Raw genomic sequence first — 11,659 nt, forward strand, 5'->3', positions numbered from 1 at the left:
TGTCAGGCTTGTGGCGCCGGTTGCCGGCAGGCGCCAGCCTCCCAGAACAACCAGTCGCGGAATGCCGCAAGCCTCGGCAACTCGCGGTCCTGCGGCCGATAGATGACGTAATAGGCAAGCGCCGACGCGACCTTCATCCGCGGAAACAAGCCCACCAGACGGCCTGCGGCCAGATCGTCGTGCGCCATCACGCTGCGGGCCAGCGCGACGCCGTGACCATCGATGGCGGCTTGCAGCACCGCGGCGGAATTGTTGATCTTCATGCCGCGCGCGGTGGACACCCCCTCCACGCCGGCTTTTTCCAGCCACATGGCCCAGGTCGGAAATCCCAGCTGCCCGTCCATCGACAGATCGTGGATCAGGGTCTCGCCCGCCAGATCCTCCGGCCGCTTCAGCGATTTCCGGCGCCGCAGCAGTTCCGGGGAACACACCGGGTAGACCTCCTCGTCCATCAGCTTCTCGGCCGCCAGGCCGGGCCATGAACCGGCACCGTAGCGCACGCCGATATCGATCTGCTGGGCCACGAAATCGACGGGTTTGAGGTTCGTGTCCAGGCGCACATCGGTATCGGGCCAGGCCAGCTGGAAGCGTTCTATCCGGGGCAGCAGCCACTTGGCGGCGAACGCCGGACTTACCGCCACGGTCAGCATGCCGCTCAGGGAACCTTCCTTCAGGCGCTCCAGGCCCAGGGCCAGTTTGCCCAGCCCCGCCTGTATCTCCGGCAGCGCGCGTTCCGCCGCCGCCGTCGGAACCAGCCGCGCCTTGCCGCTGGCGCCGCGATGGAACAAGGGCGCGCCCAGCCATTGCTCGAGCGTGCGCACCAGCTGGCCCACTGCGGCGGGCGTGACGTGCAGCTCGGCCGCGGCGGCGGAAAAACTCTGGTGGCGCGCGCTGGCTTCGAAGGCGCGCAACGCGTTCAGGTGTGCGATCGACTTCATGGCGATAAAGATTTTCTTTTAATAAGAAGTAGTTTATCTGGTTTGCCGGCAAATGCGGACTGACCAAGAATATGCCCTGGCGCCCATAGTTCTGCTATCGAAAAAGGTGCTGGAGCAAGCAAACCTGCGCGTCACCTCAGAAACAGCTTTTCTACCAACATCATGCTTATCAATGCCGATTTCTCGCTCAACGTCATCGTGACGCCTGACCAGCAACCCTGGGTGCCATCGCCGCAAAGCGGCGTCGAACGCGTGCTGCTGGACCGCATCGGCGGCGAGCAGGCGCGCGCCACCAGCATCGTGCGCTATGCGCCGGGCAGCCATTTTCCTTGGCACGGGCATCCCGGCGGCGAAGAGATATTGGTGCTGTCGGGCGTCTTCTCCGATGCCAGCGGCGACTTTCCGGAAGGCTGGTATCTGCGCAACCCGCCCGGCTCCGGCCATGAGCCGTCCAGCAGAAGCGGCGCCACCCTCTTCGTCAAGTTGCGGCAAATGCCGCCGGACGAGCAGTCCGCCGTGCGCGTCGACACGCGCGATCCCGCCGCCTGGCAGCGCGAGAACGACAGCGCGGTTTGCCCGCTCTACTCCTCGTCCGTCGAGCAGGTCCGCCTGCTGCGCCTGCCCGCCAATGCGCCGCTGCTTGAGGCCGCGCCCGCCGGCGCGGAAGCGCTGGTGCTGGCCGGGTCGATTGCCGATACGCACCGCTCGTACCCGCAAGGCAGTTGGCTGCGCCTTGCCCGCGGCACGCATGTCGCGCTCTCGGCCGGCACTGCGGGCGCGACCATCTATCTGAAGACCGGCCATCTGCCGGATCCAAATGGCCGGAGCCTGTCATGACAATACAAGCCGACACCGTCATCATCGGCGCAGGCCTGAGCGGTCTGTACGCCGCCTTTCTGTTGGAACGGCATGGCGCCGACTACCTGCTACTGGAGGGACGCGACAGGCCCGGCGGCCGCATACTGGGCATCGGTTCCTACGATCTGGGCCCCACCTGGTTCTGGCCCGCGATCCAGCCCGAGCTGGGCGCCATCGTCCGCGATCTCGGCCTGCCCGTCGTCCCGCAGTACGAGGCGGGCGCCATGATGGTCGAACGTTCGGGGCCGCCCGCGCGCATGCCGGGCTACCCCAGCTACCCGGCTTCCATGCGGCTGGCAGCAGGCATGAACAGTTTGGCCGAGGCCCTGCGCGCGCGCCTGGATCCGGCGCGCATCAAGCTGGGCCAGACCGTGACCCGGCTGCATGCCACCGGCCAAGCCATCGACATGCATGCGCATGATCGCGAGGGGCGGACCCATGTCGTTCGCGCCTCGCGCGTGCTGCTGGCCGTCCCGCCGCGGCTGGCACACGCCCGTATCGCCTTCGATCCGCCGCTGCCGGCCGCATGGGCGGCGCAATGGCGCGACACGCCGACCTGGATGGCGCCGCACGCCAAGTACCTGGCCGTCTACGGCGCGCCCTTCTGGCGCGAGCAGGGCCTGTCCGGCGCAGCGCGCAGCGCCCGGGGACCGCTCGCCGAAGTCCACGATGCCAGCACGGGTCAAGGACCGGCCCTGTTCGGATTCCTGGGCGTGCCCGCCGCGACGCGCCGCTCGGCGGGCCAGGACGTGCTGATGGCCCATTGCCGCGCGCAGCTCGCGCGGCTGTTCGGCCCGCAAGCGCTGACGCCGGTCCAGGAGTATTTCAAGGACTGGGCGCAGGATCCTCTTACCGCCACGCCCGCCGATGGCATCGACAACAGCGCGCACGCGGCAGCGCCCGGCATGACGGTGGACGCCGGTCCATGGCAGGACCGTCTGGCCGGCATCGCCAGCGAATGGTCCGCCGCGTTCCCCGGCTATCTGGCTGGCGCGGTTGACGCTGCCGCCCGCGGCGTCTGCTGGTTGCTGCACGGATCCGCAAACGCATCCCCCTCCACTCTCCCCGGAGACTCCGCCTGATGAAAACTCCCGCTGCCACCTATCGCGTGATCCAGAGTCCCGCCCCCGGCCAGCTTGAACTGGTGCAACGGCCCACGCCTCAACCCGGGCCCGGAGAAGTCCTGCTGCGCGTCGAAGCTTGCGGCGTCTGCGGCGCCGACGCCGCCGACATCGACAATCCCGCCTTGCAGCGGCCCCGCGTTCCCGGACATGAAGTCGTCGGTCGCATCGCCGCCCTCGGTCCTGGCGCCGACGCCCACTGGACGATAGGCCAGCGCGTCGGCGTGGGCCGCCTGGGCGGCCATTGCAATGTCTGCCCGTCATGCCGCAAGGGCCTGTTCAATTTATGCTCGAATCAGCCCGTGATAGGCGCGACCCGGGACGGCGGCTACGCGGAGATGATGCTGGCCCTGGCGACCGGGCTGGTCTCCATACCCGACGAACTGGACTCCGTGCACGCCGCCCCGATACTCTGCGCCGGCATCGCCACCTTCAACGCGCTGAGGAAATGCAGCGCGCAAGCCGGCGATCTCGTCGCCGTGCTGGGCATCGGCGGCCTGGGCCACATGGCGCTGCAATACGCGCGCCGCATGGGCTTGAAGGTCGCCGCCATCGGGCGAGGCCGCGACATAGCCGCTGACGCCTTGCGCCTGGGCGCGCACGTCTACATCGACACCCACGAAGAAGACGCCGCGCAGCGGCTCCAAGCCATGGGCGGCGCGCAGGCGCTGATCGCCACCGTCACCGACACGCAAGCCATCTCCGAGGCCATGCGCGGGCTGGCGCCGCAAGGCCGGACGATGCTGCTGGGCGTGGGCCGCGCTCCGCTCGAGGTCGCGCCGGGCTTTCTGGTGGGCGGCGAACGCGTCATTGCCGGGTCCATGACCGGCACGCCCTGGGAAACTGAAAAAGCGCTGAATTTCAGCGTACTTGCAGAGGCGCTGCCCATGGTCGAGACTCTAGCCCTGGAACGCGCGCCCGATGCCTTGCAGCGCCTGAAGTCCGGCGATGCGAAGTTCCGGGTAGTCCTGACCATGGACGCCGCACAGCAAGTCACTACCGATACCAACTAAAACCGCAACCCTCGAGGAGACCCACTTGTCCGCATCAACACCGGCGCCATCGGCCGCGCCCAGCGCTGAACTCACGCCAGAGGCGCAGCGCGGCAACATCGCCCGGCTGACCATCGCCCAGGCGCTGGCCGGCGCCAACGCCGTGGTGGTCTACGCCACCGGCGCGATCGTTGGCGACATGCTGGCGCCGGACAAGGCGCTGGCGACCCTGCCCATTTCCATCTTCGTGGTCGGCATGGCCGCCTGCATCCTCCCCATGGGCGCCATCGCCCGCCGCTACGGCCGGCGGGCGGCCTTTCTTACCGGCACGGCCTGCGGCGTGCTGGTGGGCCTGCTGGCCGCCGCGGCCATCGTGCTCAGTTCGTTCTGGCTGTTCTGCCTGGGCACCTTCTTCGGCGGCGCCTACGCCGCGGTGGTGCTGTCGTTCCGCTTCGCCGCGGCCGACGGCGTGACCCCCGCGCGGCGCGCCCGCGCCCTGTCCTTCGTGATGGGCGGCGGCGTGCTGGCCGGCGTGGTCGGCCCGCAGCTGGTCACGTACACCATGTACCTGTGGCCCGTCCATATGTTCGCGGCGACCTATCTCGTGCAGGCCGCGGTCGCGGCGATCTCGGCCCTGGTCCTGCTGGGCGTAAGCCTGCCCATGCCCAGCGCGGCCGAAGTCGCGGGCGGACGCCCATTGGCGCTGATCGCGCGCCAGCCGCGCTTCATCACGGCGGTGATCTGCGGCGCGGTCACCTACATGCTGATGAACTTCCTGATGACGGCCGCGCCGCTGGCCATGCACATCTGCGGCCATACGCAGGAAAGCGCCAACCTGGGCCTGCAATGGCACGTCATCGCCATGTACGGCCCCAGCTTCTTCACCGGCCGGCTCATCACGCGCTTTGGCGCCGGACGCATCGTCACGGCGGGCCTGGTGCTTACCGGCCTGTCCGCGGCCATCGGTCTCACCGGCATCGACGTGGCCCATTTCTGGGTGACCTTGATCCTGCTGGGCCTGGGCTGGAATTTCGGTTTCGTGGGCGCGTCGGCGCTGGTGCTGGAATGCCATCGGCCCGAGGAGAAAACCAAGGTGCAATCGCTCAACGACTTCATCGTCTTCGGCACCATGGCGGTCGGCTCCTTCGCGTCCGGCGGACTTCTGGCGGCCTACGATTGGGCGACCGTGCTGTGGGTGTCGTTCATCCCGCTGGCGATCGCCGCGATCGCGCTGCTGGCCGGCGCCGCGAAGGTTCGACAACAGGCTTGACCCTCACGTAACGTCATGTCCCAGAGTCCGTTACGCGCCATCAACAGGAGGAATGTCGTGCAACTGAAAGTAGGAGAACTGGCCAGGCGGAGCGGACTGACGGTCCGCACGCTGCACCACTATCACGCGATCGGCTTGCTCACGCCTTCGGCGCGCGCCGACAACGGCTATCGGCTGTATGGCCGCGACGACATCGCCCGGCTGCATCAAATCCAGGCGCTGCGCCGCTTCGGATTGCCGTTGGCCGAAATCGGCGCTTATCTGGACCAGCCCGACACTCCCATGGACGAGATCATCGCCAGACAGATCGCGATGCTCGATCGCCAGATCCAACAAGCCTCCCGGCTGCGCGAGCGTCTCGCCCAGCTACGGGGCCAGTTGGCGCAAGGCAGGGAACCGGAACTGGCCGATTGGCTAACCACTCTGGAACTCATGACCATGTACGACAAGTATTTCTCCCCCGACGAACTGGCCCGCCTGCCCATGTACCGCAGCAACCAGAATGCCGACCCCGGCTGGCTCGCCCTGATCCAGGAAGTGCGGGCGCAGATGGACGGCGGCGTCCCGCCCGAGGAAGCGCAGCCGCGAGCGCTGGCCTTGCGCTGGATGACCCAACTGCTGCGCGACACCAATCGCGATCCGCGCCTGCTGGTCAAGCTGAACCGGATGCACGAACGGGAGCCAGCGATGCAGGCGCACATCGGCATCTCGCCGGCCATGCGCGACTACGTGCTGCGCGCCTTCTCGGAAAGCAAGCTGCGGATCTATGAAAAGTATCTTGCGCCGGACGAGGCCCGGTACATGCGGCAGCACTATGACGACCGCATCGGCGAATGGCCCGGGCTGATGGCCGACGTGCGCGACGCGCTCGACGCGGGCGCGGCGCCGGACTCCGCCACCGCGCTCGAGCTCGCCCGGCGCTGGCTGGACCTGTTCCGCAGCTATGCCGGCGATGACCCCGCCACCCAGGCCAAGTTCCGCCATGCGCTGATGAGCGAACCCGAGCTCACCGCCGGCACCTGGACCGACGACGCCACCCTGTCGTTCATGCGGCAGGCCATGGGCGCGCTGGCGGCGCAGCGCTAGGCGGCACCGTCCTCCAGGCCATATGGGCAGGCCGTCGTTCCCCGGCGGGCCTGCCCTTTTGCTAGACTGACCGGCCCGAGCTTGGCCTCGCCCCCTTACCCCACCATGTCCCAGGAAGCCCGCCCCGACCCCAGCGCCGACGATATCGCCAAGGAAATCTCGGCGGCCATCGTCGCGCACAAGCTGCCGCCGGGCACGCGGCTGCGCGAGGAAGCGCTGGCCGGGGTGTACCAGGTCAGCCGGACCAAGATCCGCGCCGCGCTGCTGATGCTGTCCAAGGACAAGCTGATCCATATCGTGCCGGACAAGGGCGCGTTCGTGAGCAAGCCGGACGCGAACGAGGCGCGCGAAGTCTATGCGGTGCGGCGCATCCTGGAAGCGGCGCTCGCGCGCGAATTCGTGGCGCGGGCCACGGCCGCCGACTATCGCCGCATCGACGCGCACCTGGCCGCGGAACGCCAGGCGCTGGCAGGCGGCGACGTGCAGGAGCGCAACCGGCTGCTCGGGCACTTCCACATCCTGCTGGCCGAGACCGTGGGCAATTCCGTGCTGACGGGGATGCTGCGCGAGCTGTCCGCGCGCAGCGCCGTCATCACCGTGCTGTACCAGAGTTCGCACGACGCCAGCTGCTCGTCGCAAGAGCATCACGCCTTCATCGAGGCCGCCCGCGCCGGCGACGCGGAGCGCGCCTGCGCGCTGATGGACGCCCATCTGGAACACGTGCAGACGGCGCTGAACTTCAAGGACGGTGGCCGGACCGGCGGCGACCTGGTCAGCGCGCTGCTCAGCTGAAATCTGGGAGGCCTGCGCCTGATGTCCTGTCATGCGGACGCATCCACGGGACAGAACACCGACGCTATGCCTACGCCCCTGCCCGCAGCAACTGGCCCATGCGCTGCTGCAGCCATAGTTCCGTTTCACTCAAGCTGCCGCCCTGCAGCCACAGCGTGCGCACGGACAGCATGGGCAGGAACAGGTCGGCGCAGCGCACACTGACGAGCGCGTTGCTGAAACCTTCGTATTCACCGACGTTCAGCGGCAGGATGGCCCAGCCCACGCCATTGGCCGCCATGGCGGCGATGTTGTAGCTGCTGTCGGCGCGCCAGACCGAAGGGCTCAGCATCACCTGATCCACACCATCCATCTGCATCAGCAACTGGCGGTGCCGCGCCAGGTCATTGCGCCCGACCTCGGGCAACGCGGCCAGCGGATGGCCCTGGACCACGAAGATGCCTTGCGCCACATTGCCCAGATGGCGGTGCGCGAAGGCGCTGCCGGGGTCGCCGCGGTCGAAATGGAAGGCCAGGCTGGCACGGCCCCGCTCCACGTAGTCCGCCACCTGCGTCGCGGTGCCGTTGAGCAGTGTCAGCTCCAGCGCCGGATAACGTTCGGCCAGCTCCTTGAGTAGCTGGTCCGCCACCAGATAGGGGAAGCCCTCATCCAGCGCGATGGACAGCCGCGCCTCGCGCCCGGCCGCGAAAGACAGGGCGCGCTGCTCCAGCGCGCCGGCCTGCCGCAGCAGTTCCCGCGCCTCCTGCAGCATGACTTCGCCGGCTGGGGTCAGGGTGGCGTTGCGCCGCGAACGGTCGAACAGTTCCACGCTCAGGTCCGCTTCCAGCAGGCCGACCGAGGTACTGACCGCCGACTGCGCCCGGCCCAGGCGCCGCGCGGCCGCCGAAAACGATCCAGATTCTGCTGCGGTCACGAAATGGCGGAGTTGCTCCAGTGTCCACTGCATGTTTCAACCCCTCTTTTATCCATCTATTTTATAGATGATTATTAATTTTTTCATGCAAATTATAAGATGGATAATGGCGATCTCTGAAACCCGGCCAATCCCGGCCCCGCCCGCGCACGCGGCGCGGCAGGCGTTTCAGTTTCAGGAGTAGAACCATGCAGCGGACTGAACCGAACGCTGTCGCCACGGCCGCGCCCGGCCGCTGGCTGGTGCTGGCCATCGTGTCCAGCGCCTTGCTGTTGATCGTGGTCGACATGACCGTCCTCTATACCGCCCTGCCCCGGCTGACGCATGAATTGCACGTCAACGCGTCGGAAAAGCTGTGGATCGTGAACATCTATGCGCTGGTCGTGTCCGGCCTGCTGCTGGGCATGGGCACGCTGGGCGACCGCCTGGGCCACAAGCGCCTGTTCATGGCGGGGCTGGTCGTGTTCGGCATCGCCTCGCTGGCGGCGGCTTATTCGCCTGGCGCCGCCACGCTGATCGCGGCGCGCGCGCTGCTGGCCGTGGGCGCCGCCATGATGATGCCGGCCACGCTGTCCATCCTGCGCCTGACCTTCGCCGATGAACGCGAGCGCGCCATCGCCATCGGCGTGTGGGCCTCGGTGGCCTCCGGCGGCGCCGCGGTCGGCCCGGTCGTGGGCGGCGTGCTGCTGGAGCATTTCTGGTGGGGGTCCGTATTCCTCATCAACGTGCCCATCGTGCTGCTGGCCCTGCCGCTGGCCTGGCGCTATATCCCCGCCAGCCGCCCGGACGCTTCGCGCCCCTGGGACCTGCTGGGCTCGCTGCAGGTGATGGCCGGCCTGATCCTGTGCGCCTACGCGCTGAAGGAACTGGGCAAGACCGATCCCTCCTGGCTGCATGCTGCTCTGGCCTGCGCGGCGGGCGCGGCCATGCTCGCCGTGTTCGTGCGGCGCCAGCGCGCGCGGCCCTACCCGCTGATCGACTTCGCCATCTTCCGCAACCTCAGCTTCAGTTCGGCCGTGGCCGCCGCCCTGTTCGCCGCCGCGGCGCTGCTGGGCATGGAACTGGTGTTCAGCCAGCGGCTGCAACTGGTCATGGGCATGTCGCCGCTGGAAGCCGCGCTCTTCATCCTGCCGCTGTCGCTGGCCGCCTTCATCGCCGGTCCGCTGGCGGGTTGGCTGCTGGGCCGCGTCAACAGCTCCACCATGCTGTTCGTCTCGCTGCTGGTCTCGGGCCTGGGCATGACCGGCTATCTGTTGAGCTACGACGCGGCGCTGCTGCCGCAGATGGTCAGCCTGTGCGTGTTGGGCGCGGGCATAGGCGCCACCATGACGGCGGCGTCCAGCACCATCATGCAAAGCGCCACGCCCGAGCGCGCCGGCATGGCGGCCTCGATCGAAGAGGTCTCGTATGAGCTGGGCGGCGCCCTGGGCGTCACCCTGATGGGATCCATCCTGTCCGGCGTGTACGCGCACACGCTCGCGGTGCCGGCAGGCCTGCCGCAGTCCGACCTGGCGCGCGACAGCCTGGATCAGGCGCTGATCGTGGCGGACGGGCTGTCGTCGGACCTGGGCATGGCGCTGACCCGCCTGGCCAAGACCGCCTTCGACACCGGCTACGCCGCGGTCATCGCCACCGCCGCGGCGATGCTGCTGGTCACGGCGGGCTTCGTGCTGTTCAACCGCAGGCGCATGGCGACCTGAGTCAGGGCGCCGTGCCGGCCGCGGCTCAGCAGGTGCGGAAGGCGTGGTCCATGTCGGCGATCAGGTCTTCCTCGTGCTCCAGCCCGATGGAGACACGGACCAGCCCTTCGGACACGCCAGCCGCATCGCGTTCGGCCGCCGGCACGCCGGAATGCGTGGTGGACGCCGGATGGCAGATCAGCGATTCGGTGCCGCCCAGGCTGACGGCCGACTTGAACAGGTGCAAGGCGTTAATGAAGCGGAACGCCTTGGCGCGCCCGCCATCCAGCACGAAGGCGAAGGTCGAGCCCGGCCCGCTGCACTGGCGCTTGTAGACTTCCTGATAGGCCCGGTCGGTGATCATCTCGGGATGGAAGATCCGCACTTTTTCATGCGGATTGCCCGACAGCCATTGGGCCACCTTGGTCGCCGTGCGCGCGGCCTGCTTCATGCGCAGCACCACCGTCTCCATCGAGCGCGTGATCATCCAGCAGGAATGCGGGTCCAACTGCGAGCCGAAGGCGCTGCGGATGGCGCGCACCTTCTTGACCAGCGCCTTGCTGCCGGTGACGGCGCCCGCGACCAGATCGCTATGGCCGCCCACGTACTTGGTCAGCGAATACACGCACATATCCACGCCATGCTCGGCCGGCTTCTGGAAGATCGGCCCCAGCAGCGTGTTGTCGCACACCGACACGGGCCGGTAGCCGTGCCGCGTTTCAAAGGCGTCCAGCTCGTTCTTCATGGCCTCGAAATCGACCAGCGCATTGGTCGGGTTGGCGGGCGTTTCGACAAAGAAAAGACGCACCGGCCCCTGGGCCGCCGCGGCCTCCAGCGCCGCGCGCATACCCTGGGCCGACAGGCCGTCCCCGATGGGATGCGAGCCTATGCCCCACTCCGGGAAGATCTTGGAAATCAGGGTTTCGGTGCCGCCGTATAGCGGCACCGATTGCACCAGCTGGTCGCCGGGCCGCAGGAACGCCAGGAACACCGCGCTGATCGCCGACATGCCGCTGGAGGTCACGGCCGCATCTTCCGAACCGTCCAGCAGCGCCAGGCGGTCTTCGACGATTTCCAGGTTGGGATGATTGAAGCGGCTGTACACCAGTCCCGCCGACTCGCCCTGCGGCAAGGGCTTGCGGCCCGAGACCAGGTCGAAGAACGCCGCCCCGTCCTCGGCCGAGCGGAAGGCGAAGGTGGAGGTCAGGAACACCGGCGGCTTGACCGCGCCTTCCGATAGAAAGGGGTCGAAACCGTAGGACATCATCTGGGTTTCCGCGTGCAGCGGGCGGCCGAAGATGTCCTTCTTGTGATAGCTGGAGTAACTCATGGTGTGCCTCTCTGTCTGGTTTCCGGGCGGCCGGGCAGGCGCGTCACGCATGCGAAGACGATAGCGCCCCCCGCCTCGGGATGCATGGAAGTATGGCGGCAGGGACAGGCAAGATTCTTTCCATTTGCGTCGCCAGACAGGGATAATGGGAAACGATATTTCCTACTTCCAGGATTTCATGAAAGACACTGCCTTGTTACATCAACTTGACGCGATCGATTGGAAAATCATGAAAATCCTTCAAGAAGATGGCCGGCTCAGCAACGCCGAACTGGCCGAGCGCGTCTCGCTGTCGGCTTCGCCTTGCTGGAAACGCCTGAAGCGCCTGGAGTCGTCCGGCGCGATCCGCGGCTACCAGGCCGTGCTGGACCGCCGCGCGCTGGGCATCGGGGTGGTGGCCTTCGTCAGCATCTCGCTGGAGAACCACACGGAGAAGACCTGCCAGGCCTTCGAGGCCAGCGTGCTTGCCATGCCCGAGGTCCTGGCCTGCCACAACACCACCGGCCAGCACGACTATCTGCTGCACATCGTGGCGCGCGACTTCGATGCCTATTCGGAGTTCGTGCGCAGCCGCCTGCGCACCCTGCCCGGGGTCAAGGAGCTGCTGAGCACCCTGTCGATGCACGAGGTGAAGTCCTCGACCAGGCTGCACCTGTAAGGCGGCTGCCGCTTGCCTGGGG

The 11,659-nt window shown here is 67.5% G+C and carries 11 protein-coding genes; 8 read left to right on the forward strand and 3 right to left on the reverse strand.

What is annotated here, in order from left to right:
* Window positions 1-2: 2 nt before the first annotated feature.
* Window positions 3-938: a transcriptional regulator GcvA gene (gene gcvA / locus IPU70_RS00100; RefSeq protein WP_207464099.1), complete on the reverse strand. Its 936-nt coding sequence runs from the start codon at window positions 936-938 to the stop codon at window positions 3-5.
* A gap of 162 nt (window positions 939-1,100) precedes the next feature.
* Between gcvA and IPU70_RS00105 the strand changes: the two genes are divergently transcribed.
* The 6 genes from IPU70_RS00105 to IPU70_RS00130 all read left to right on the forward strand — a co-directional run bounded on the left by IPU70_RS00105 (window position 1,101) and on the right by IPU70_RS00130 (window position 7,057).
* Complete coding sequence (locus IPU70_RS00105) at window positions 1,101-1,775, forward strand: cupin domain-containing protein (RefSeq protein WP_207464100.1); 675 nt, start codon at window positions 1,101-1,103, stop codon at window positions 1,773-1,775.
* Window positions 1,772-2,878, forward strand: a complete 1,107-nt coding sequence (locus IPU70_RS00110) for an FAD-dependent oxidoreductase (RefSeq protein WP_207464101.1) — start codon at window positions 1,772-1,774, stop codon at window positions 2,876-2,878. Before IPU70_RS00105 ends, IPU70_RS00110 begins: the two co-directional genes overlap by 4 nt.
* A complete protein-coding gene (locus IPU70_RS00115) occupies window positions 2,878-3,930 on the forward strand; it encodes an alcohol dehydrogenase catalytic domain-containing protein (protein WP_207464102.1) in 1,053 nt (350 codons plus the stop codon). The genes IPU70_RS00110 and IPU70_RS00115 overlap by 1 nt, the downstream gene beginning before the upstream one ends.
* 25 nt (window positions 3,931-3,955) lie before the next feature.
* Window positions 3,956-5,179, forward strand: a complete 1,224-nt coding sequence (locus IPU70_RS00120) for an MFS transporter (protein ID WP_013394299.1) — start codon at window positions 3,956-3,958, stop codon at window positions 5,177-5,179.
* Between the two features lie 57 nt (window positions 5,180-5,236).
* A complete protein-coding gene (locus tag IPU70_RS00125; RefSeq protein ID WP_207464103.1) occupies window positions 5,237-6,265 on the forward strand; it encodes a MerR family transcriptional regulator in 1,029 nt (342 codons plus the stop codon).
* 105 nt (window positions 6,266-6,370) lie between these two features.
* On the forward strand, window positions 6,371-7,057 hold the full coding sequence (locus IPU70_RS00130) for a GntR family transcriptional regulator (protein WP_207464592.1): 687 nt from the start codon (window positions 6,371-6,373) through the stop codon (window positions 7,055-7,057).
* 70 nt (window positions 7,058-7,127) lie between these two features.
* On the opposite strand, the gene IPU70_RS00135 is transcribed toward IPU70_RS00130, so the two are convergent.
* A complete protein-coding gene (locus IPU70_RS00135) occupies window positions 7,128-8,003 on the reverse strand; it encodes a LysR family transcriptional regulator (RefSeq protein ID WP_207464104.1) in 876 nt (291 codons plus the stop codon).
* A gap of 155 nt (window positions 8,004-8,158) precedes the next feature.
* Here IPU70_RS00135 and IPU70_RS00140 point away from each other — a divergent pair, with 155 nt between their 5' ends.
* Window positions 8,159-9,670 (forward strand): MFS transporter, encoded by a 1,512-nt coding sequence (locus IPU70_RS00140; RefSeq protein ID WP_207464105.1) that lies wholly within the window; start codon window positions 8,159-8,161, stop codon window positions 9,668-9,670.
* A 25-nt stretch (window positions 9,671-9,695) separates the two neighbouring features.
* On the opposite strand, the gene IPU70_RS00145 is transcribed toward IPU70_RS00140, so the two are convergent.
* A complete protein-coding gene (locus IPU70_RS00145; RefSeq protein ID WP_207464106.1) occupies window positions 9,696-10,979 on the reverse strand; it encodes a cystathionine gamma-synthase family protein in 1,284 nt (427 codons plus the stop codon).
* Between the two features lie 178 nt (window positions 10,980-11,157).
* Here IPU70_RS00145 and IPU70_RS00150 point away from each other — a divergent pair, with 178 nt between their 5' ends.
* Window positions 11,158-11,637 (forward strand): Lrp/AsnC family transcriptional regulator, encoded by a 480-nt coding sequence (locus tag IPU70_RS00150; RefSeq protein WP_080551142.1) that lies wholly within the window; start codon window positions 11,158-11,160, stop codon window positions 11,635-11,637.
* The last annotated feature ends 22 nt before the right edge of the window (window positions 11,638-11,659 follow it).

Source organism: Achromobacter sp. SD115 (assembly GCF_017355315.1).
Taxonomy (GTDB): Bacteria; Pseudomonadota; Gammaproteobacteria; order Burkholderiales; family Burkholderiaceae_B; genus Achromobacter; species Achromobacter xylosoxidans_B.

What these genes read in the sequence shown, in the direction of transcription:
- IPU70_RS00140 (WP_207464105.1), top strand. Translation starts at nt 8,159, where the DNA reads ATGCAGCGGACTGAACCGAACGCTGTCGCCACGGCCGCGCCCGGCCGC.
- IPU70_RS00115 (WP_207464102.1), top strand. Translation starts at nt 2,878, where the DNA reads ATGAAAACTCCCGCTGCCACCTATCGCGTGATCCAGAGTCCCGCCCCC.
- IPU70_RS00150 (WP_080551142.1), top strand. Translation starts at nt 11,158, where the DNA reads ATGAAAGACACTGCCTTGTTACATCAACTTGACGCGATCGATTGGAAA.
- IPU70_RS00110 (WP_207464101.1), top strand. Translation starts at nt 1,772, where the DNA reads ATGACAATACAAGCCGACACCGTCATCATCGGCGCAGGCCTGAGCGGT.
- IPU70_RS00130 (WP_207464592.1), top strand. Translation starts at nt 6,371, where the DNA reads ATGTCCCAGGAAGCCCGCCCCGACCCCAGCGCCGACGATATCGCCAAG.
- IPU70_RS00105 (WP_207464100.1), top strand. Translation starts at nt 1,101, where the DNA reads ATGCTTATCAATGCCGATTTCTCGCTCAACGTCATCGTGACGCCTGAC.
- gcvA (WP_207464099.1), bottom strand. Translation starts at nt 938, where the DNA reads ATGAAGTCGATCGCACACCTGAACGCGTTGCGCGCCTTCGAAGCCAGC.
- IPU70_RS00145 (WP_207464106.1), bottom strand. Translation starts at nt 10,979, where the DNA reads ATGAGTTACTCCAGCTATCACAAGAAGGACATCTTCGGCCGCCCGCTG.
- IPU70_RS00135 (WP_207464104.1), bottom strand. Translation starts at nt 8,003, where the DNA reads ATGCAGTGGACACTGGAGCAACTCCGCCATTTCGTGACCGCAGCAGAA.